This window comes from Prevotella communis, assembly GCF_022024115.1.
GTDB lineage: Bacteria > Bacteroidota > Bacteroidia > Bacteroidales > Bacteroidaceae > Prevotella > Prevotella communis.
On record NZ_CP091792.1, the window covers coordinates 2,227,305 to 2,249,270 of the forward strand.

General features: G+C 50.1%; 23 protein-coding genes. 10 read left to right on the forward strand and 13 right to left on the reverse strand.

The genetic code is table 11. The features are described 5' to 3' along the window. Window position 1 precedes the first annotated feature (1 nt). The 10 genes from L6468_RS09235 to L6468_RS09280 form a co-directional block, all read right to left on the reverse strand. A complete protein-coding gene (locus tag L6468_RS09235; protein WP_091818997.1) occupies window positions 2-379 on the reverse strand; it encodes a RidA family protein in 378 nt (125 codons plus the stop codon). A gap of 26 nt (window positions 380-405) precedes the next feature. Then, window positions 406-555 carry a hypothetical protein gene (locus L6468_RS09240; RefSeq protein WP_237796689.1) on the reverse strand — a complete coding sequence of 50 codons (150 nt, stop codon included), beginning with the start codon at window positions 553-555 and terminating at the stop codon, window positions 406-408. Between the two features lie 22 nt (window positions 556-577). Then, window positions 578-1,396 carry an MBL fold metallo-hydrolase gene (locus L6468_RS09245; RefSeq protein ID WP_091854093.1) on the reverse strand — a complete coding sequence of 273 codons (819 nt, stop codon included), beginning with the start codon at window positions 1,394-1,396 and terminating at the stop codon, window positions 578-580. A gap of 134 nt (window positions 1,397-1,530) precedes the next feature. Next, complete coding sequence (locus L6468_RS09250) at window positions 1,531-1,953, reverse strand: DUF5675 family protein (protein ID WP_237793052.1); 423 nt, start codon at window positions 1,951-1,953, stop codon at window positions 1,531-1,533. A gap of 47 nt (window positions 1,954-2,000) precedes the next feature. Beyond that, window positions 2,001-4,112 (reverse strand): YfjI family protein, encoded by a 2,112-nt coding sequence (locus L6468_RS09255; RefSeq protein ID WP_431356699.1) that lies wholly within the window; start codon window positions 4,110-4,112, stop codon window positions 2,001-2,003. Window positions 4,113-4,396: 284 nt separating this feature from the next. Next, on the reverse strand, window positions 4,397-5,074 hold the full coding sequence (locus L6468_RS09260) for a Rha family transcriptional regulator (protein ID WP_237793054.1): 678 nt from the start codon (window positions 5,072-5,074) through the stop codon (window positions 4,397-4,399). A 232-nt stretch (window positions 5,075-5,306) separates the two neighbouring features. Next, complete coding sequence (locus L6468_RS09265; RefSeq protein ID WP_237793055.1) at window positions 5,307-5,585, reverse strand: hypothetical protein; 279 nt, start codon at window positions 5,583-5,585, stop codon at window positions 5,307-5,309. A 215-nt stretch (window positions 5,586-5,800) separates the two neighbouring features. Then, window positions 5,801-6,778, reverse strand: coding sequence for a hypothetical protein (locus L6468_RS09270; protein ID WP_091818513.1), 978 nt, complete (start codon window positions 6,776-6,778; stop codon window positions 5,801-5,803). After that, complete coding sequence (locus L6468_RS09275) at window positions 6,775-7,185, reverse strand: hypothetical protein (RefSeq protein ID WP_091818514.1); 411 nt, start codon at window positions 7,183-7,185, stop codon at window positions 6,775-6,777. Before L6468_RS09275 ends, L6468_RS09270 begins: the two co-directional genes overlap by 4 nt. A gap of 8 nt (window positions 7,186-7,193) precedes the next feature. Further along, window positions 7,194-8,003, reverse strand: a complete 810-nt coding sequence (locus tag L6468_RS09280) for a hypothetical protein (RefSeq protein WP_091818515.1) — start codon at window positions 8,001-8,003, stop codon at window positions 7,194-7,196. Window positions 8,004-8,631: 628 nt separating this feature from the next. Between L6468_RS09280 and L6468_RS09285 the strand changes: the two genes are divergently transcribed. The 8 genes from L6468_RS09285 (at window position 8,632) to L6468_RS09320 (ending at window position 17,827) form a co-directional block, all read left to right on the forward strand. After that, window positions 8,632-9,417: a hypothetical protein gene (locus L6468_RS09285; protein WP_237793056.1), complete on the forward strand. Its 786-nt coding sequence runs from the start codon at window positions 8,632-8,634 to the stop codon at window positions 9,415-9,417. Further along, a complete protein-coding gene (locus tag L6468_RS09290) occupies window positions 9,407-11,542 on the forward strand; it encodes a C13 family peptidase (RefSeq protein ID WP_237793057.1) in 2,136 nt (711 codons plus the stop codon). Before L6468_RS09285 ends, L6468_RS09290 begins: the two co-directional genes overlap by 11 nt. 35 nt (window positions 11,543-11,577) lie before the next feature. Further along, window positions 11,578-13,977: a hypothetical protein gene (locus tag L6468_RS09295; RefSeq protein WP_237793058.1), complete on the forward strand. Its 2,400-nt coding sequence runs from the start codon at window positions 11,578-11,580 to the stop codon at window positions 13,975-13,977. Between the two features lie 25 nt (window positions 13,978-14,002). Beyond that, a complete protein-coding gene (locus L6468_RS09300; RefSeq protein WP_237793059.1) occupies window positions 14,003-14,974 on the forward strand; it encodes a hypothetical protein in 972 nt (323 codons plus the stop codon). A gap of 4 nt (window positions 14,975-14,978) precedes the next feature. Continuing rightward, complete coding sequence (locus tag L6468_RS09305; RefSeq protein ID WP_237793060.1) at window positions 14,979-15,131, forward strand: hypothetical protein; 153 nt, start codon at window positions 14,979-14,981, stop codon at window positions 15,129-15,131. Next, window positions 15,128-16,411, forward strand: a complete 1,284-nt coding sequence (locus tag L6468_RS09310; protein WP_237793061.1) for a hypothetical protein — start codon at window positions 15,128-15,130, stop codon at window positions 16,409-16,411. The genes L6468_RS09305 and L6468_RS09310 overlap by 4 nt, the downstream gene beginning before the upstream one ends. Window positions 16,412-16,968: 557 nt before the next feature. After that, complete coding sequence (locus tag L6468_RS09315) at window positions 16,969-17,505, forward strand: HU family DNA-binding protein (protein WP_237793062.1); 537 nt, start codon at window positions 16,969-16,971, stop codon at window positions 17,503-17,505. A gap of 223 nt (window positions 17,506-17,728) precedes the next feature. Next, the gene (locus L6468_RS09320) at window positions 17,729-17,827 is read left to right on the forward strand and encodes a smalltalk protein (RefSeq protein WP_176756895.1); all 99 of its coding nucleotides are present in this window, start codon (window positions 17,729-17,731) and stop codon (window positions 17,825-17,827) included. An 86-nt stretch (window positions 17,828-17,913) separates the two neighbouring features. On the opposite strand, the gene bamJ is transcribed toward L6468_RS09320, so the two are convergent. Together bamJ and L6468_RS09330 are read right to left on the reverse strand one after the other, a co-directional pair. After that, window positions 17,914-18,312 carry a BamJ family beta-barrel-assembly machinery protein gene (bamJ, locus tag L6468_RS09325; RefSeq protein WP_091819306.1) on the reverse strand — a complete coding sequence of 133 codons (399 nt, stop codon included), beginning with the start codon at window positions 18,310-18,312 and terminating at the stop codon, window positions 17,914-17,916. A gap of 15 nt (window positions 18,313-18,327) precedes the next feature. After that, window positions 18,328-19,056 (reverse strand): sulfite exporter TauE/SafE family protein, encoded by a 729-nt coding sequence (locus tag L6468_RS09330; RefSeq protein WP_091819305.1) that lies wholly within the window; start codon window positions 19,054-19,056, stop codon window positions 18,328-18,330. A 101-nt stretch (window positions 19,057-19,157) separates the two neighbouring features. On the opposite strand from L6468_RS09330, the gene L6468_RS09335 reads away from it, so the two are divergent. Together L6468_RS09335 and L6468_RS09340 are read left to right on the forward strand one after the other, a co-directional pair. Then, window positions 19,158-20,300, forward strand: a complete 1,143-nt coding sequence (locus L6468_RS09335) for a cation diffusion facilitator family transporter (RefSeq protein WP_091855100.1) — start codon at window positions 19,158-19,160, stop codon at window positions 20,298-20,300. A gap of 7 nt (window positions 20,301-20,307) precedes the next feature. Continuing rightward, window positions 20,308-21,003, forward strand: a complete 696-nt coding sequence (locus L6468_RS09340) for a DUF554 domain-containing protein (protein WP_237793063.1) — start codon at window positions 20,308-20,310, stop codon at window positions 21,001-21,003. Here L6468_RS09340 and L6468_RS09345 read toward each other — a convergent pair. Beyond that, the gene (locus L6468_RS09345) at window positions 20,972-21,907 is read right to left on the reverse strand and encodes a putative 2-dehydropantoate 2-reductase (RefSeq protein WP_237793064.1); all 936 of its coding nucleotides are present in this window, start codon (window positions 21,905-21,907) and stop codon (window positions 20,972-20,974) included. The genes L6468_RS09340 and L6468_RS09345 overlap by 32 nt on opposite strands. Between the last annotated feature and the right edge of the window lie 59 nt (window positions 21,908-21,966).

Below are 21,966 nucleotides of genomic sequence, written 5' to 3' on the forward strand. Positions count from 1 at the left end.
CCTATTCTGCGGCCACGACCTCAATCTCCACCAGTGCTCCCTTTGGCAAGGTCTTCACTGCCACTGCCGAACGGGCGGGATATGGCTCTGCAAAGAACTCGGCATAGACGGCGTTCATATCCGCAAAGTCGTTCATGTCAGCCATGAATACCGTTGTCTTGATTACATTGGCCATTGTCAGGCCAGCCTCTTCCAGGATGGCCTTCACGTTGGTCAGCGACTGACGGGTCTGTTCCTTGATACCACCCTCAGCAAAACTGCCTGTGGCGGGGTCAATGGGAATCTGACCGGAGGTATAAACGAGGTTTCCCACTCTGATGGCCTGACTGTATGGGCCGATGGCTGCAGGAGCAGCCTTTGTACTGATTACATCTTTCATATGCAAAACTGTTTTTTAGAGTTGTGTTAGTCGTTAATAAAGGACTTTGTCGTCATATCATAATATAAGGCTTCCAACTCCGCCAGCGTCAGCTTCTCCACACTATGTTCGATAATGCGTATCAGCTCATCACGCCGACGTTCATCTGTCTGATTGAATCTGTTCATGTAAGCCATATTGCCTTTTCTTTCAAATATCCTATTCGTAATGTCTGATTCTAACGTCAATGCCGTCATTCCGGAGCAGTGACGGAATGCTGTTCAGGTCTGTCTGTCCGTAGTGATAGGGAAACAGCACCTTGGGCTTGATGATTCCTGCAGCCCTGACCAGTTGCCCTGGTGTCATGGTGTAGGGCTGGTTACACGGCAGGAAGGCAATGTCAATGTCCTTCACAGCCGACAATTCCGGGATATCCTCCGTATCACCGGCGATATAGATTCTCAGGCCGTCGACAGTCAGGATATAGCCGTTATCACGTCCCTTGGGATGGAACTGCGTGCGTCCCTCACTGTAGTTATATGCAGGGACAGCCTCAACAGTGAAGTCATCAGCCAACTGCAACTTATCACCATTCTTCATCACCTCACCAGAGCCATACATTTCGGCACATCGCTGGTTGGTAATGAAACGTGTCTTTCCGTCTGTCAGAATCTTTATGGCATCCTGACTGAAGTGGTCGCCATGCTCATGGGTCACAAAGAGATAGTCAGCCTTGGGCATAGCAGCATAGTCTATCGTCTTGTTACCCAACTTCGTCACAGGATCAATCTCTATCTCCTTGCCATCATACTGGATACGGATGCTGGCATGTGTCAAGGCATGAAACGTCACCGTCTTACCGCTTCTGGTCTTAAACATATCCACCTCGTAGGTGTCGGCCTTTCTTACGTCAAGGATTACCACGTCAGGGTCTGCAGTCAGTTCGGCAAACGCCTTCACATCATAATTGTCAAAATTCTGGCTGCAAGCTGTGTTCAGCCCCAGTACAGCCAACAAGAATGTCAGGACCTTTTTCATATTTCCGTGTGTCGTAGCTTCAAAAATTCAACTTTTGTTAATTGTGAGGGCAAATATACGAATAATATCCTAAAAAGGACTATCTTTGCCCTCACTTTTAATATGTTTTGTGATATAAGATTGTTGAGAGATCATTACTTAATGGTAATCCACACCGCCTCACCACGGTCTTTCGCCTCTACTATTTTCTTCTTCAGGCGATAGAGCCAGATGCGCGAATCGACCACCTGACCTACAAGCTTGTTCTTGCCCACGAGGATGCAGCCCTCAGTGTCGGCGGCAGTGTTACCCGCGTGGATGCGGATGCCACTGAAGTTGGGCACACCCAGCAGAATGGGCAACCATGCCTTGAACTTCGGGCTCCATGAGATAACTACTGCGTAGCGCCCTTCGGGAATGGCCGAGCGACCCTTTACCTTGCGGCCGCCGTGGGCATAGTCGCGCCATGTGGGTTCCAGTGTGTCACAAAAGTACAGGTTCTCCCCTGCCCCTTCAATTTCAAGCCTGCCTATCGTGTAGGTCTTGCGCTTTGCTATTCTTGTCAATACTAATTCCATAATTCTGAAATTTAATGTTTAATGCTTAATCTTTAATGTCCTTAATGTCACGATGTCACTTTGTCATTGTCACTTTTCGCCTTAGACCATCTTTTCGAGTCTGCCTTCACCACCCAGCCGTCGCGGTTCCAGCGCGAGATAATCTTGATGATGGAGTTTCGCGGCACGTTGGCGGGCTTCAGCGCAGCCAAGTCATCTGCCGTAAACGTGGGCGGCAGTTGGTCGAAGATGCTGTTGTTGGCACCATAGCGCTGACACTCCTGCTGGGCATCCACATACTGATTCTGCAGGGCCGCACCAAACACCTTGATTTGCTGGTTCAGACAGTAGTCGGCCATCATCGTGGCAAACTCCACGCAAGCGTTGCTCTCCTTCACGCGTCCCGTCAGCAGATGGAAGATAACCCCACAGCGGAAACCGATGACGGCAGCACGACGACGATAGGTGTCCTTCACGTGGTCTATATCCTTCAAGGCCACTACGCGCTGCTCTTCCACCCATTGGTCTATGGCCTTCCGCAGGCGTGGCGTGTCCACATAGCCGCTATACGAGCGCAACCGGGTGACGGCCTCCTGAATCTTCGACTCGTCCTCCTGGGTGCGACGCCCATAATGAGGCATCTTGGCAAACGAGGTGTCGGGCATCTCGGCCAGCAGGATACGGCTCGAAAGGCCGTTCTCTACGTTGTCTGCCTTGAAGCACTTCCTGACGGCCCCACTGGTGCCCAGCATTGACCAGTTGTACGCCACTTTCACCACGCCCGACTCAGCCTGGTCGCTGTTGTAGTCCTGACCCCATTCCGAGTCTATCGGGTCGAAGGCCAGACGATAGATGTCGTACTTCGACGACCACGAGCCGGCACCGTTGGTCTTGCGCAACGTGTCCAGTTCCTCGCCAAACGAGAAGAGCGTATGACCGTCTGCATTCTTCAGTCGCTTCAGCAGCGTAGAACAGCTCACCGTGACGGGCACCACGCGAATCAGCACCTTCGGGTCGTCCGGAGCCTTCTCGTTGGCCTTGCGGTTCTTCTTGCGCTCCTTCCACTCATCTTCACGCTTACGAGCCAAGGCATCCTCGTCGTCCAACTGGCGTTTCCAGATGTTCACAGCATGTTTGCAGACCGACTTACCGGAGGCCTGCTCGCCGTAGATAATCGACATCATGCCCAACTTCTGCATCTCGCCGTCGCAATAGCGCACCTCCACCTGGTCGGCATAGGCAGCCGCCAACGGCATCAGCGAACAGAGCACTGGCATATGCATCGAAACGGGCACACCTGTCAACGATTCCTTCAGGCCGATGGGCAACGCTTTCACATTGACCTTGACACCAGTCTCTTCCTGAACAGCCTCAGCATCGTCCACCTCGTCAGGACTGATGCCCGTTTCCAGAGCCTTGACAATCTTATCTATCAGCCGCGACCCTTTCGTAGGCTCCTTGCAGGCCGAGTGGATAATGCCGCGCATCTCCTGTGCCGACAGTCCGTATCGAGGCATCACCTCCAGCAACCACTCCTCGTTATCATCGCAGATAGCTCGCAGATTGGCAGCCAACTGATGCAGACGCTTATTACGCTCACCCTCACTGGGTTCGCCGCCAGTTCTGCGCCAGAACTCACCTATAATAGAGGTATAGGAGATGCCTTTGAAGTCGCTAGGGAAAGAAAGAAGACCCTCCCCCTTCCCCTCCAGACTCTCCCCCATCCCCTCTCTGTGAGAGAGGGGCGTAGATAGCTTCTGTCCTTGAGTCTGACCACTCCCCTCTCTGAGCAGAGAGGGGCTGGGGGTGAGTCTGGTGAGTCTGAATATCTCATCATCCAGAAATAGGAGATCCTCGGCGCTCCCCGTTGTCGTGAAAAACACTCTCGTGATGTCCTTGGCACCATCGTCATATTTGACCTCCAGCAGCTCACTCGCCCACTTCAGGTTCTCCTCCTGCGAGAGCTCCGGACGGCGACGGAACACCAGGTGATAGCCACCGCCACGGGCACTCTCCTCCAGCATCAGCAGACCCAGTTCTTCCTTCTTCTGCAAGATGCGCTCACGCACCGCGGGCATCTCCTCCTTCGACAGGTGGTCGATATCCATGCCCACCGTGGTGCTCATCGTCTTTGAGCCCTTCAGCGAGCCGTCCTCATTGGGCAGGCACGAGTAGTTCATCTGCACCAGCTTCGATTTCAGACCTTCCTCGCCAGCCCGGATACGCTCCACCAACCGCCGCTGCTCGCCGCCATTCCTCAGACTCAAATACTCCTCTCTCGTAGAAATGGGGCGCATCCTCTTCGCCCCATCCTTATAATAAATATAATGTACACTCATATAAAAAAGACCCCCTCCCTGCCTCCCCCTGAATGGGGAGGAGTAGTTAGTTGGGGTAATATTAGTTATTAATTGGAAAATCTATTCACTCCCCTCTCTGAGCAGAGAGGGGCTGGGGGTGAGTCTTAGAAGTTCGGGTATCCCAGTATAGAATTAAGGTAGTGCAGTCCCTGCATCGTCCACGTCATATAGGTGCGTATTTTCTTCTCGCCCTTCAATGAATAGGAGACGTGGGTGCGCAGGCGCACGAAGTCGCGGTCGGCAAGGTCGTCAGAGATGTTCCAACGCCCGCCGCGTCGGTACTGGATGCCCATGTCGCGCAGCACGGCGTTGAAATCGAGCGTGGTCATGTTGAATGTCTTTGCCACCTGCGTCGCCGTCAGCGTGTCCTCAGCGGGCTCGTTCAGCATACGGAGCCCCTCCCCGATGATGCCGTCGGCCAGGGCAAGGATTTTCTGTGGACTGGGCAGACATCTCGCATCAGCCATCTGACGTCTTGCGTCAGCCTTCTCCAGTTCCTCCCAGCGCAGCACCAGCTTGGCGCGTGCCTCGTCGTTGAACTTCGTGGCGATGTAGAGGCACTCGGTCTTAGTGAGCACATAACAGGGAACTTCCTTCGTTCCACCATTCGGCAATTGGTAGGTTCTGGACGAGAGTCCAAATTTGGACCCTTGTACTTTTTCCCATGCAATCTCCATCTTTCTAATGTCACGCATGAGATGATTGTGTTGTTTACCTGTCAGCTCTGCAATTTCGAGCGACGTGATTGTTTGAACTGTATGATTAATAATGTTTGTTTTCATTGTTGAGTTGTTATTAAGCGAGAAGAAGTGCTTGGAAATCCGATGGCCATCTTCACGTGAAGACTTCCTCTGCTTCAACTCAAATTCTCGTTTTCTTGAGGAATAAATTCCTTTTTTCTTGGAAACAAATTTTCGTAATTATCGTAATTTTCTCGTAATTTTTATTATGGATAAATTATGCGTATTACGGCAATTTGTTTCCATTTCAATTGTACGGCAATTTGTTTCCTGATCAATTGATTTTCACGATATCAGTGGCAAGTATTTCCTGGAACGTCTGTCCCTGATATTCGTGTGTAGAGAAACGGAGGGTGGCGATGACGATGTCACCCTCGTAGAACCTGCACGCCGCCAGATTACCCAGCATCGTGCACACATATTCATTTTCAAACTTTGAGCCCAGCTCCTTCAGCACAATGTTGCACTTCTGGATAACGCCCGACTCCTGTTTACTTGACTGTACGCTGAAGGCCTCGCCCTGGCGTACCACTTTCAAAATCTTTGTTTCCATTTGTTGTTGTATATAAAAACCTTGCTTGTAGCCGCCCCTTCCCAAGGGGCTCAAAATGTGTATCAGCATGTCAAAGAGCACCGTCGATCAATTCGACAGTGCAAAGGTACGGCAAGTAAAAAGAGTAAAAAAAAATAAAAGCCAGCCGATAAATAATAATAATTTATCAACTGACTTTCAATAAGTTACATTTCCGGAAATAACAAAAAATAAAATCAGGTATGCTTTTTTATTACCTCCTTGATGGCTTTTACTTCTTCGCGGGTCATTTCTGAGTCGGAAGAGTCGTAGTTCGCATAGTTATTAATATACGTATAATGCGTCTTACCTGTGTAGATAAGGGCATCGGCCTGTTTGGGATTTACATCGTACACACCTTCTCCACACAACAGTCCCACTAGATTACACGTCAACTTCTGATTATAGCCACCTTTGAAGGTGTTTGGCGATACCTGCTTTAGTTTCTTCTGCAAATCGCCTACCATCAGAATTGCATCCAACAACTCATCATAGTTTCCAGAGAAATCAGATACCACATGTTCACGTAGCGGCTGCATGTCTGTCAGCATACCAGTCATACACTCCTCCAACTTACGGTCGCGATTAGCTTTCTTCAACTGGTCAAGGTCTTGATAAATAAGGCCAAGAGTAGTCTCAAAACGGAAGTAGTGACCATAACGAGCTGGGCTGTAGGTGTCGCGATTTTCGTACATGTAGTTACCGATAGCCTCCTTATTGTCAAACTCAAAACGCCCCATTCGTAAATCAACCATATCACGCAGCAATGCATAACGCAGAATTTGCACTTCGCTCATACAGTCTACTTCCAATCCCAGCTGCTCCAACTCCTCTTTGGCTTTTGTGCGTTTCGATCTTGGAATCTCGTAGTAGTCATCACGCAGAAACTTGGTGTCAAGCAGACTCTTTAGCATCAGTCCGACACGTTCAGTCAAATCCTCTTCTGTCACACCGCCGCCGTGACGCTTAGTCCAGACGGCATGATCCTGTCGCGCTTGTTGGATGGTATCTTGCTGCTGGGCGAGAATGGTGTCGTAGTACTCGCCACCTGGCACAGCCGTCAACTTCACTTCCACCTGACGTGTAATCATGTCGAGTTTGATGTAGTCAATATGGCGACCACCCGTCTCAAAGGCAGCCACACGACTGAATATTTCTTCTAACAAATCGCTCATGATGCACTGCCAGTATATTCAAAGTAAATGTAAAGCGAACGATAGTTCTCATCAGGCTCAGTTTCTGTGTTCACTTCGAAATGTGAGAATTCAAAAATCACAAAAGCAGTCTCAACATTCGGACCAGGACGCTTATAATCCATCAAATAAGTGGTTGCAATCTCTCCATTTTCGGCGTCATCCATCACTTGTTTTTCCAACTCTGCTAATATCTCGTAAGGACGTAGATACCATTCGTCATTGCCGAGCGTAAACATTTCCAGAAAATACTTCAGGTTACTTAGCATCAGTATCGTGGCACCACTTTTACCTGGTAGGCCCTTAGGCAGCACAACATACTCACGAGTTTCATCACCCCATTCATGATGAGTGGTCTCTTCTCTGTATTCAGGATTCTCTATTATCATTTATCTGTCTATTTTGATTTCTTATTCAATCCATAGCCTCTCGTTGAAGGCTCCACTAACTTAAAGTTTCCCTCTTGCGGAGCAAACGGGTCAAGATTGGCTTTGTACCTATAGCTGAGCTGATGTTTCAGGCTTTCCCTTTGAGCCTCCACCTGATTATCCTTCAACATCTCGTTCGAAACAAACGTGGTAAAGTTGAAGTATCGGCGGTCTGCACCCGAAAGGCCCAACGAGATGCCATTACGCGAATAGGTTATCAGATTCTTGAAACCCGCCTGACGATTATATTCTTCGTTTTCCTCGAAAAACATACGGTCTTCATCGTCAAGTTTTATTTTTAATTCAATTAACGTCTCATCAATCGCATCATAATGTTCTCTCATCACCATCTTCACAAGATTAGGGAAGTCTGGTTGCGACAACCCCCTGGCCTCAACAAAACGCTTGCGAAACTGATTGAAATAATGTGGCGGGAACTCATTGCACATGATTGTATCTTCGCTATTTGCGTTTAACAAATAGATGCCCATACCATTGTTGCTTTCAAGTTTTGCGTGGCAGACAACGTAAGTCTGATAGCCCCGCACGTTGACAATGCCCTTTTTCAATATAGCCTTGCTTTCTGCCATTACGATGACCGTCCACTTCCCCATACCATCAAACGTCCGTTCGAAAGTATAGAAAGTTGGGAACACCTTCGTCTTGAACACAATTTTATAATTGTGTTTCAACCAGCCCATGGCAGCCTCATACAGCAACGGCTTCATCTTTTCCATCTGTCTCACCTTCTCTTCAGGTGTCATTGTAGGGAGTATCATACAATCTTCTTACCTTTATTATCTATATGAATAATATATCGTGTTTTCGAATTGCAAAGGTACAAAAAATCCCGCTCTATTTGTGGTAGAACGGGAAAAATATTTATAAAAATTATATTATGCCGAATCATTGAGCAAAGCAGAGTGACTCGTCATGGGAACAAGGGCTGTAACCATTTTTTACTTCTTACAAATCTTGTTCTTTTAATGACTTCCGAAATTCCTCGTAGCTGATTTTGTCTTGCCCTGAAAAACGTTGAATAAAAAACAACGTTTAAAAAGAAAAAAATATGATTTTCTTTTTTTTTTCGTGGGAAATTCGTATCTTTGCGGCGTCTATACCTGCTGACTAACCTAACAATTCATCAAGATGAAACAAAAGATTCTTTATTCCTATATCCTGCTGCTATCCTTCGCCACATTTTTTACAGCCTGTTCAAAGGACGAACTGCAGGCCGAATCCCCGTCCGGAAAAGACCTGACGGTTCTCTTTGCGTGGGAATCCGGTTTCTCTGGTGCAGGCTACGACGATGCTATTCTCAAGTCCGTGTCGGAAAGTCAGGCAGCACATCTGGATATGAAGGTTCATCTCATAAGACCCAAGAGCCAAGCCGAGGCCCTTGCCCTTATGAATAATTTCACAACCAATGGAACTGCAGAGAAAGCCCTTATCCTCTGTGGTCCTCAGTACGAGTCTCTGGCACAAGAGCTTCACCCTGGAGCCGGGCGCATCCTTTTGGTAGATAGCCAAGAGGAAATGCCCAACGGTCTCTCCACCTTGCAACTGAAACGCTACGGCGGGGCATGGCTGGCCGGAGCCCTCAGCAAGCGTCATGAGTTGCATATCTTCAAGGCTTTTGACGGCGACAGCATGATGGACGCGGTGGCCGACGGCATTGAGGATGGTTATCGGGATGCAGGCGGACAGGAATGTCACCGCATTGTGCTGGCAGACAGCTACCGCGGCACCAACATGCCCGACGAGTTGTTCCACCTGCTGTATACGAATCCGGATGAATACTGGGAGGCTGTCAATGTTTGTCTGGCGCCGGTGTGTGGCGCTTCCCGGATGGGAGCCTACGCCTACTCCAACAATTTTTGTGTGTATTCCATGGGCATCGGGGAAGACTGTAGTATATTCTCTGACTGGCTGCCATATTCTCTCATTTACGATATGGGAGAAATCATCAAGACCTATATCAACCAGTGGCTTGCTGGCCAATCGTGGCCTGTACATAAGGACTTTGGTCTGTCCACCGGCCATGTGCGTATTCTATACAACGACCGCTTCTTTGGATTACTCAATCGCATCCATTACTACAGAGAAAACTTCCCTCAAAGGGACGAATACGAGGCGCTGGAAGCGCAATACATAGAAACCGCAAAAGAAAAGGAGATGACCCATGCGTACTAAACTGATATTCCTATTCACGATTCTGTTTCTCTGGAGTTGCAAGGACGAAAGTCCGACGCCCAGTTCCAGTCAAAACGTGGAAACGACCTCCTACAAAGTGGCCGTGATTATGCCTCAGGAAATCTGGGGCAGTATAAAACCCGTAGCAGAGCAGGCTCTCCAAAACGTGGTGAAAGCCCAAGAGGGATTAGCGAAAAGCGTGACAATGAACCTGGAATGGGTTGACGAGTCTGCCGAGAACCTGAAGGATGAAGTGTATCGCATCACCCACGACAACACCTATGCTGCCATCATCGGACCCAAATACAGTCGTCACGCCCGTATGGTGGCCAAGGAGAGCCTTTCGTACCGCATCCCCGTACTGATGCCCAGCGTCACTTCTGCAGAGATTCAGCGCATCTATGCGGGCAGCAACCGTACGGCCCCCAACATCTTCTGCATGTCGGAAAGCGACCTTGCCCAATGTCAGGCCATCTTGAGCATCATCTCCCACCAGATGTATTCGTCCTTCGTCATGCTGTTGTGCCGTCAGGACGACGCCGACGACTACGTCACTTCCTTCAACTCCTATCTGCCCTTCCTGGCCAGAGAACTCGGCTTCCGCAATGTATTGACCTACCCCTTCAAAGACAAGGAAAGTATGCGCGCGCAAATAAAATCCATTGCCGGTGATAATGTCCTCGCCAAATTCTTAAGCAGCATCTTCTTCGTTCCAGCGACCACCCAAGAAATGCTCTGGCTCGACGAAATACTGACGGAGGAAGGCATCAAGCAAGACTACGTCAATTTCCCCCGCATTTATTGCACAGATATTGCCAGCAACGAAGTCCTGGAAAAACAACTGAAACACGAATACGAAGGCATAGCTCTCTGCGGCAGTCCAGAAAGCGGTTTCCCCGCCATGCGAAAAGCCTTTACCGGCAAGGAAATCCAAAACGGCTATGCCCAGTTCTATGATTGTTTCACCCTTTTGGGAATGGCGTTGGCACACAAGGAGACCGCAGGACTGGAAACCGTGCGCGAGGCCATTGTTGCCGTAATGGATGCCTGTGACGGGCATGGAGACAAACTGGGATGGACAACCGAGAGTCTTTCCGCAGGGTTCCGCGCCATCCGTGGCGGCCAGTTGCCCAACATGGCGGGAGCGTCTGGTAGCTGGGTATTTGACCGCGAGACCCACATCAGTCAGCTGGGTACTTGGTACGGTCACTGGCGGTTCTACGATGGGGCCTATCATTTTGTGGAGTACCTTACCCGCAGTGACAATGCCAACAAGGCCTCCATGGATCAACTCTGGAATATGGAGATGGGTTATAGATTATTTCCTTCCAGCAGAGACTATGATTTTGAGTACGAGCCCCTCCAAGACCGCTATGCCGTGGTGATGGCCACCTCTACGGGTTGGAACAACTACCGCCACCAGGCAGATGCCCTCGACATCTACCGTATGCTTAGAAACGCCGGTTACGATGATGACCACATCGTGCTCATCACCGAGGACGACCTGGCCAACGATCCTGAAAATCCCCACCCTGGTGTGGTGCACGTAACCCCTGACGGGGAAAACCTCCACTTGAACATCAAGAACGATTACAAAATCAGTCAGCTCACCCCTGCCGACCTGGAAAACATCCTCAAAGGCAATGTCACAGAACGCACACCGCAGGTCGTACATGGCAGCAAGAACACCAATGTGCTCTTCTTCTGGAGTGGCCACGGGAAATACGATGGCATGCTCAACTGGGCGGGTGGCGAGATCACTGCAGAAGAGATCCGTACTGCCATCCATGGGGCACAAGACAACTTCCGCAAAATGTTGCTGGTCATGGAGACCTGCTACAGCGGCTCGGTTGGCGAGAATCTGACCGGTATTCCCGGACTGATGGTGCTCACAGCTGCGGCTCCAGACGAGAAATCCCATGCCGACGTCATAGAGGGCAACATCTATCTCTCGAATGCCTTTACCCGAGTGTTCCGCGAAGAGGTGGAGAAGAATCCGGACATCACCATTTACGACCTTTACACCCAACTGGCCCGCCACACTACGGCCTCCCACGCCATGATGTACAACTACGACTGCTATGGCAGCGTCTACAACAATACCTTAGGAGAATATTTCAAATAAAGAATAATAATTATTAATTCAAAATCTATAGTACAATGAAAAAGATTTTCAACATTCTAATGCTTTTCACCGCAAGTCTGCTGGTGCTGAGTTGTTCGGAAGATGAAACAGAAGCCATCAGAGAGGCGAAGACCTATGCCCATGCGCTGTCTGTCATCAACGAGGATTATTACGAGTTGCTGGTTTTGAACGAGCTTTCGGAACCTGTTACCGTTGCGTCAACTAACAACCTTCCCTATTGGCTTTCCGTGGAGGCTCAGGAGGGAGTGAATAAGAATGGCCATCCGGTGCTCAAGCTAAATGTGAAAAAAGAGGACGGCATGCAGGAAGAACGCCAGATTGAAGGTACCGTAACCCTCTCTACTGGCGACATCATCAGCCTCGCCGTGAAGCAGGGGAGCGATCTCCCTACCGGCTTTAATGACGGAGGAGTCCTCACTTCCAGTAATACGGAGTTCGAAGCCGACTGGGCCAGCTGTAAGAGCATTTCGCTGGTAACCAGCTATGTGGATGTCAATGGCCGCACGCAGGTAACCACCACAGAAGTTGCCCTGCCGTGGGCTCAGGACGCCCTTCCTCAAGAATGGCTGCCGGAGGACGAAGCTCAGTGCATGGTCATCAACAAAGACCAATGGGAGTTGGTTTTCAACCTCACCGGCATTGAGTCGCGTCCCAACTACAACTACTTTGGCATGTACAATAAGTACAGCGGCCTGTTGCGCATCTTCTACTACATGGACGAGGCCCATATGCCTGCCAGCGCTGCCAACGACCACATGTGGTCTCTTAACTTCTCCGACGACCTGGCCGAATATCCCGTTTTCCAATATGGTGTGCCTTACAACGAAAGTATTTCCATGTCTTACAAGCAGGCTGTGGGCTATCCCAACATCCAGTACATGACCAGTGCCACCACAAGTCAAATGAGCCGTCAGGGAAAAGTGATTCCACGCATTGGCTGGTGGGCATACGACGTAGACATGTCCCAGTTGCGTCCCAAGGCCTTGGCTTCGCGAGGTGGCTATATCACTCCCGGCATGTTGCTGTTTGCCCAGGACAATGTGTTCTTGAACTCCATCATGCACGGAGACATCGCAGGGAGCATCTCGGGTAAAATCGACCTATATGGACTGCTGCCTGCTAAAGTCAACAAAGCGGGCCTCGCCTTTACCGATATCTTTGGAATTGCAAGTTCTTTCGTTGGCGCAGGTGGTATGAGTGCTTTATTTGCGGGTAATTCTAAGAACGAGCCAGGCTCATATGCTCAGGGTGGTATTATGGCTGCCTTGAGCATGTTTGGAATGATGGCTTCCCAGATTAACCCGGGCTCAATCAGCAAAGATGACAAGAAAAACCTGGGTAATATTCAATTGCAGGCCCAACTGAACTTGAATGCCGAGATGGAAACCCAGGGAACCATTGGTGGAGAGCGCTCCACCAACATTGCCTCCCCTAAGATTTCTTCTAAGTATTTCAAAGCCGGCACCCACTTTGGTGAAGGCGTTTGGAACATTCAGAATACCCCCGTCATCTATGTGTTGGGAGATGCCTTCTGGAGTGATGCCACGCACTTCCTCGCCTACGACAAGGGAGAGGAGTTGGATGCCTCCGGCAAGGTAATCCGTACTTACTACAAGACTTTAAAGGACCCAGGACTCGTCAATATGCGAATGGTTTCGTTCATGGACCCGACTTCTATCGGAAATATCCTGCTGAACAACAATGTCTATGATGCCAATGCTCCGATGGAGGTTAACCAGTCATTTGGCGTTTATCCGGGATCAAAGGCCGGCTACACCAAAGGATTTCGTGAGGGTCTGGGCGTTAATCAACAGACAGATGCCATATCCGACGGCGCATTCAATGCGGCTAAAAATAATAAATTTGTAGCGGTACAGCGCCCCGTTGACGACGATTTGTTTAAGTATGACATTCCTGAGGAATACTCCAGTATCATGGCTCCGCGCTTGAGTCAGCAGTTAGACCCCACGAACGCGAACCTTGCCCGCCAGTTCTTTGGCCCGTCCACGTACTTCTACAAGGTGAACGCCGGCGTGAAAGAAGTGGATCAGGTACATTATGTAGCCGACCCCCAAGTTAAATTGCCCTATGCTATAAAGGATCAACCCGATAAGACAAATATGGAGAAGAAGCCAGAAGACAGGGCAAAAGACTACTTCCTCTACGACCCTGACTATGTGGACTGGGTAACGACTGTGAACCTGAGAATAGTGCAGGGCGAGCGCATCTATATCATGAACCGTCAGTTCATGCCTGAGGTGAAAGTCATCTCTTACAAGGATATGCCTGCCCTCATTAACCAGATGAAGGCGCGCAAGGGGCGGATTCCCAGTAACATGACATATCTCAACTGTGATGAGATGATTGACCGCATCCAGCGGTACTACGACGCGATAAAGGAAGCTGTAAAATAATAAATTAATAATGAATAGTCAAATTATGAAAAAGTATTTTTATTTGCTATTATGTGCAATATTTGCATTGAGTTCGTGCAGTAATGATGACTCTGAAGATAATTCTCAGACAGAATCAGAAGAATATACTGGCAAGTTGAGTGACCTCGAGCTTCTGGAGGAGCGTTTGGTGGAAACCGACTCCGTGGGCAACATCCTGGGGTATTTGGTGGGTGCAAACCTGAACGAGGCAGATCCCACGGAGATTTCCGTGCCTGTTAACACCTACGAAGAGGCTGTAGAGCTGTTCAAGAAGTGGTTGCCGGAAGGTGCCCAACTCATCGAAGAGAACAAAAAGATTACATGGAAAATGACAGACGAGGAAAACCAGGAAGAGGGTGAGACCATACTCAAGGAAAGCACCACCCCTGGCGAGATTGCCAACGTAAGCATTAGGAAAGCCTCCCAAACGGAGAATGCCCCCATCATTACAAGCGTGAAGTTCATTCCTTTTTCTGCCTGGCCGGAAAACTCAACGGCAATAGAAGAATACCTGGAAGAACATTATTATCTGGGGGCTGAGGTTAAGGTTACGGAGAACAAGGGGGCCAGCACAGGAACCTATGTAGTGATTCGCGAATGGAGCCCGCAGGAAGCCGGCATCATGATCCGCTTCTCAGGGGATACATGGAATACTTTTTGGGATGGTTATAAAAGAGATAATTGTTCCAGTGTCGGAACCACCCAGACGGTTAGCCGGGTTCTACATCAAGGGAGTAACTATGATTACTTTGTCAATTATTACGGACCAGAGCACAATTGGCCTGACCTGAATAAAAGATTCATAACAAAGACAATAACGGGTACAAAAATTTGGCAAACAAAAAAATATTGGTTTGTAAGACTTGATACTGGCGAGGCAGCTACCTTCCCTAATCATGCGGGGGCGAAATCCAGTTATACGAAGGTGTATATCTATTGGTTCATTCCCAAAGGCAACTCTGTTAAGATTTGGTAACAATATGAAAAAGAAAACATACGAGAAACCGCTGACAAGAGCAATTCAGTTGAATTTGCAACGCGTTTTGCTCATTGCCAGTCCCGATCCCAATGCAGAGACGGAGGATATCAACGAACAGCGGGACTGGGAGCATCAGGAAGGAGGCTGGTCATGAAGAAGATGTTTGTTTTGTGGGGTGCCTTGGCACTCCTGACAGCCGCCTGCAGTAATGAGGAGAGTCAGGAAGTATCGTTCAGTCCGCTGGTGCTGACGGCCCAGCAAGAGGGTGGTGAGGCAACAAGAACCTCACTCAGCGGTACGGAGGTTCACTGGTCGGCTGGCGACAACGTAGCTGCCTTTGTGAGCAACGTGGCACACACCTCTACGGCAACAGAAATACTATCTGCCAAGAGTGCCCGCTTCACCTTTTCCGACCTTGCGGCTGATGCTGTCGTGCAATATGCCGTTTATCCCGCTGCCGCAGCTGCAGGCCTGGCGGGCGACGTCATCACCGTCACCGTGCCCACCGAGCAGACTGCCGTAGCAGGCAGTTTTGCCGAGGGCAGTGCGGTGGCAATTGCCCAGGGCGGCAGTTCTACACTTGGTTTTAAGAACGTCTGCGGTTTCCTGGCTTTCACCATCAATGCTGATGATGTGCAGAGTGTACACATCTATGCCAACGAGAAGATGACGGGTACGGCTGACATCAACTGGAACAGCGGCGACCCAACGGTCAGCGCTTTTGGGACCTTTGCCTACACGGGTGTCAAACTCACGGGGCCATTCATCAAGGGCGCGACTTACTATGCCGCCGTATTCCCCGGTACCTATACGGGCCTTACGCTGAAGCTGACGCATAGCGACGGTTACGTGTCGACATACACCAACAGTAACACGCTCACTGTCAGTCGCAAGGACAATGTGGTTATCGCCAGAAACCTGGTGCTGCGCACTCCTGTCAGCGGCACATGGTTCGAGAAGACCCCTGCCACAATTGGATCTGGCGTGCCAGTCATCATTGTAGGTAAGGTGGGTGGCAGCTATCGCCTGATTTCTAACGCAGATACAGGTGCCTCGTCGTCTCCCAGCGCTGCCACTACGGCAACGGTTTCGGGTTCAACGGTTACGGATGTGGATGATAGCTTCGATGGCTACAAGTGGAATCTCTCGACAACCGACGGCAAGTTCACGCTCTATCCCGCAGGCGTTAACACACGCTGGCTCAATTGTCAGGCCACCAGTGGGTCGGCTAGTCAGACTTGTATGGCTGTTGACAACGAAAGTTATTTTAAACGTCGCTTCTTCATATGGGATGCTGCAGGGCACTTGGTCACCAGCGATAGTTACGATGCCCGCTATCTGAGCTATAATAATGGCTTATGGTGTGGCGAGACCTTCCCCGCATCGACCGTTTACCCTGCTGCCGTCTTCTCCTTCTATGTTAAAGTTCCGTAGAAACGGGCTTTGGTGATCACGGGGAATGCAGTTCCACTGACCATTCCGGACGGACTCTCGGTCCGAGCCGTTCGGAATGGCAAATCCCCAAAAGATGACATCGTGACATCGTGACATCGTGACATTAAGGATATTCTACATGCTGAGAGGGGAAAGAGTAATAAATTGTAAGAAATTAATTTTATAATAATATTATAATATATTATAATATTATTATAACTTATAGCATGCGCATATCGAGAGGTGCTTAATGTCACTTTGTCACGATGTCATTGTCACGATTTGGAGCTGGGTGCATGAAAGCAAGCGCGAGCGTTAACAGATTTTTACAGGTTACGCTATGCCGAAATTCGGCAGTTCAAGATTTTCTTTGTACCTTTGCATTGTCAAAAATGAGCAACACGCCGTATCGCTGACAGCAAAACGCCGGCTCGCTGAAAGAGAAAAGCCGTTTCGCTCATTAAGGGAATAGTGAATAGTGAAAAGTGAAAAATTTGCTACCGCTAGAACCTCAATTCTAAACATTAACCATTAAAAATTAAACATTAAAAATCACTATGGGAACAATTGAAATTAAGAAGGTAGAACGCAAGGTGACTGTGGGCAAGAAGGGCGAGCAGCGCCAGCAGGTGAAGAAGACCTACGGTAAGATTATCTATCGCGGCACAATGCGACTCACCGACATGGCCGAGCACATCATGAAGCACGGCAGTATCTATACCGAGGACGTGGTCATCGGTGTTATCACCAAGTTGAAGAGCTGCATGCAGGAGATGCTGGCCGACGGCTACAAGGTGAAGCTCGACGGCATCGGAACCCTCTACCCTGTCCTCACCTCCAAGGGCGTTGCTGACGCGAAGGACTTCAGCGCATCCGAGAACGTCACCCGCCTGGGCATCGCCTTCCTGGCCGACCAGAGCAAGAAGTCTGCCTACAAGGCTTCCGCCATGCGACAGGGCGCTACGCTGAGCACCCAGCTGTACAGCGAGCTGACGGGCGAAGAGACGGAGAACGGAAACACGGAGTCAGGGAACTCGGAGAGTGGAAACACGGAATCAGGGAATAACGGAGAAAGCGGACCCGTAAATCCTTAAACCTCGCACAGAGGTGATAATCTCACACAGAAATCACGGAAATCACAGAAATGAGAATCGCCAGCGATTCTTTATCCGCTGAATCCGATTAATCCGTGGTCGAAAGATTTCTGTGATATCTATTTGCTTTGCAAATACTGGAGGCGCAGCCAATTTCTGTGATATCTGTGGTTTCTGTGTGAACTTAAATAATCTATCGGTGTGAAATTAAAACATTATTACCATGAAGAACAAGACATTTTGGAAATTCGCAATCCAGACAGCCATTAGTGTGCTGTCGGCCATCGCAACGGCACTGGGAGTGACCTCGTGCATGGCATGAAAGTAGAAAGGTAAAAAGGTAAAAAGGTAAAAAACAGGAGTTGGCAAATCTGCCAGCCCCTGTATTTTTTTATAAGAGTAATTCCTTCATGCTATTCCTATCAGTTCAATTTCAAAGATAAGCGTTGAACCACCGGGGATGCCAGGCTGTGAGAACTTGCCGTAGCCCATCTCTGCAGGGATATAGAGTTCCCACTTGTCGCCGATGTGCATCTGCTGCATGGCGATGATCCACCCCTCAATGAGGTCGCACAGGCGACAAGCCAGAGGTACACCGCCACGACTGCTGTCAAACTGCTTACCGTCGATTGTCCAGCCGGTATAGTGGGCAGTGATGATGCTGCGGACCGTCGGTTTCTGACTATCCTGATTTCCCTCACCCAGCACCTTGTAATAGATGCCCTTAGGCAGGGCTTTTACGCCCTCCTCCCTGGCTTTCGCCTCCAGCCAATCCTTGTTGGCCTGTATGTATTCCCGTTTTGCCATATGTTATAAAGTTCTTTAATTTGTCATGAGTATGATGATGCCGCTGACGCAGATATAGGCATAGACAATATAGCGGAAGATGCGGTTGGGAATACGCTTGAAGACGTATGCGCCGAGCATCGTGCCGATGACGACACCACTAAGGCCATAGAGATAGCTGGTGGCGACTGTCGCGGTGAAGAAGCCATTGCAGGCTCTCACGCCCGTCATCATCAGATTGCCAATCAGGAAATAGGTCTGTGCCATCGCCATATAGTGCTCCTTGGTAGGCTCACTCTGGATGAAGTAAAGCACGGCGGGCGGGCCTTGCATACCAAAGAAGCCACCCATCAGTCCGCTGAGCGTTCCCGCGCCGACCTGCACCCTCTTTGTAGTCGGCAGTTTGATGCGCTGGCTAAAAAGCATGAAGTAGATGCTGATGAGGATGAGCACCACACCAAGGATGCGCTGCAGGATATGGTCTTCGATACGCGTCAGGGCAAAGATGGCGATGGTAGAGACGACGACAAACGTCAGCAGGATAGGCCAAAGCCGCTGCCACGTGACATAGCTGCGCAAACGCCACACGATAGCCGCAGATGTGGTGATAGCCAGCAGTCCTGAGAGCGTCGTAGCCTCGCCATAGCTGGGCATAAGAAACGGCAGCATCGTCATGATGAAGATGCCGAAGCCGAAGCCCGTGGTGCGCTGGATGAAACTGGCACCGATGCTCAGCAGGAATATGGAGAGGGCAATGCTACTCATTTCCTAATATTTATCAAAACTTGCAATTTTTCATGGCAAAGGTAACTATTTTTCATTGATTTTTCGTATCTTAGCGGCCAGATTTAATATGTTTTGTGATTATGGACAGAAGTTCTCAAATTATCCGTACCAGTTGGATAGGCATTATAGCCAACGTATTGTTGGCAGGCTTCAAGGCCGCAGTAGGTATCCTGGCCAGCAGTGTGGCCATCGTGATGGATGCCGTCAACAACCTGAGTGATGCGCTGTCGAGCGTCATCACCATCGTGGGTACCAAACTCTCCCAGCGTCCTGCCGACAGGAAGCATCCCTTCGGTTTCGGTCGCATCGAGTATTTCAGTGCCATCATCATCGCCGTCATCGTGCTGTCAGCCGGTATCACCTCGCTCATCGAGTCGGTGAAGAAAATCTTCGACCCCACGGAACCGGAATACACCACGACGACACTGGTGGTTATCGTGGTGGCTATTGTGGTGAAGCTTATCCTGGGCCAGTATGTGAAGAAGAAGGGCGAACAACTGAAGAGCGACGCGCTGATAGCCTCTGGCTCGGATGCGCTGTTTGATGCCGTCATCACGCTGGCCACGCTCGTATCGGCGGGAGTCATGCTGCTGTGGGGGGTGTCGCTCGACGGTATCCTTGGCGCCCTGATATCGGTTGTGATTATCAAGGCCGGTTTCGAGATGCTGGCCTCGCCTGTCAACGAACTGCTGGGTACGAGTATCTCGGCCGAGTACGCCCAACAGATCCAGAAGGAGGTATCCGACTTCGAGGGCGTGCATGGTGTCTTCGACCTGATACTGCACAACTACGGTCCGGACGTGAAGATTGGTTCGCTGCATATCAACGTGTATGATACGATGTCGGCCCACGACATTCACGGACTGACGCGCCGCATCTCTACGCAGATGTACGAGCGTCACGGCATCATCATGACCGTCGGCGTCTATGCCGTGGCTACAGGCGAGAACCGCCGTGCGGAACTGCAGTCGCAGGTGATGCAGGCCCTCGCTGCCCACAAGGAGATTGTTCAGGTGCACGGCTTCTACTATTCAGAGAAGAACAAATACCTCTCCGTCGACATCGTGCCTGATATCTCCGTCCACGACGAGGCCGCTTTTGTCAGTCAGCTGACCACAGAGCTACAGCCGCTAGTGCCCGATACAAAGGTGGTTGTGGTGGTGGATCACAATTACGCAGAAATACTATGTACCGCTGATCAGGAAACAAAAACAAAATCATAAACTGGCAATGATCGGAACAATAGTCAACGCAACCACCATCATCGCAGGCACCATCATCGGCAGTCTGCTGCATCGTGGTGTGAAGGAGAAATACAAAGAGGTCTTATACACCGGCTTGGGACTGGCATCGCTGGCCATCGGTCTGAATGCCACCATCAGCCACTTCTCTCAGTCGCAGTATCCGGTGCTGTTCATCATCTCGCTGGCCATAGGCGGCGTCATCGGCACGGCACTCGACATAGACGGAAGGTTCAAACGGCTCGTTGACAAGTTGCAGCGCGGAAAGAAACAAGACGGCAACCGACTCGCCGAGGGACTCTCGACAGCTATCCTACTCTACTGCATCGGACCGCTGTCGATGCTCGGCCCTGTCATCTCGGCCCTGAAGGGCGACCACACCTTCCTTTTCACCAACGCCACGCTCGACTTCGTATCGTCGATGGTGTTTGCCTCTACCTACGGCATCGGCATGGTCCTGGCAGCACCCGTACTGTTCTGCTGGCAGGGCATGTTCTGGCTCGTGGCCCATATCAGCAGTACCGCCATCAGCGATGCGCTCATGGCAGAGTTACTGATTGTGGGCGGACTGCTTATCACGGGCAGCGGTCTCTCGCTGTTGAACCTGAAGGACTGCAAGACGCTGAATCTCCTGCCCGCCCTCCTGGTGCCCGTCATCTGGTTCCTGATACGTGCCATGGTATGAGATCAGCCTCCAGGAACCGCAACTCTGCCTCCAGCATCTCCAGCTTTGGCATCGGACAGCCGGCCTCACGGGCAATTTCCAGGGGACGGGTGTATAGATAGTATATCTCCATGGGACGGTGGAAGTCGTAATCCAGTCGCATGGACGGCGAATAGGGTGTCATCGCATCGGTGGTCTCAATCATCTTATCCACAAACGATTCGTCCAGATTCTTTACACCCAGATGCTGGGCTGCACTGACTACTTCCATCATCTGCTCGCGAATCAGCTGACGGGTCGATTGGTTCTTCAGCAGTTGGTCGGTCTGCGTGTGCAGCGCTACGGTCATACCATTGAACGGCATGTTCCACACGGCCTTTTTCCATCGTGCCTCATGATACTCCACCAGTCCTGTCTCTATGCCGGCCTGACGGAACTCATCGACCACGGTCTGCATCAACGCTTCGCCCTTGCATGAATAGTTGGCCAGGTTGATGCTGCCATAACACTGGTGACTGACAAGTCCTGGCTCTGTCTTGGCAGAACAGATAAAGGCCAGTCCGGCAGCCAGTTGCACATCGGGAAACATCTGCTGCACATCTTCCTCTACGCCAATGCCATTCTGGATGAGCACCACCAGCGTATGGGCATGGAGCAGTGGTGGGAGCAACGACTGCAGTTTGTCGTTGTTGACTGACTTCAGGCCCACGAGCACCACGTCGCATTGCGGCATATCTTCCGCACGTTGATAAACATTAACATTATCCAAATGAAACGAGCCGTCGCAGGAGTCAACCTGCAGGCCGTGCTGTCTGACATACTCATAGTCGCGGTGCAGCAAGAAATGAACTTCCTGTCCTGCATGAGCCAGTTTTGCTCCATAATATCCACCAATGGCACCTGTGCCGATGATTCCGTATTTCATGTCAATAACTATATTTTACAATGCGACCGCAAAGTTACGCTATTTTTAGGAATTCCATC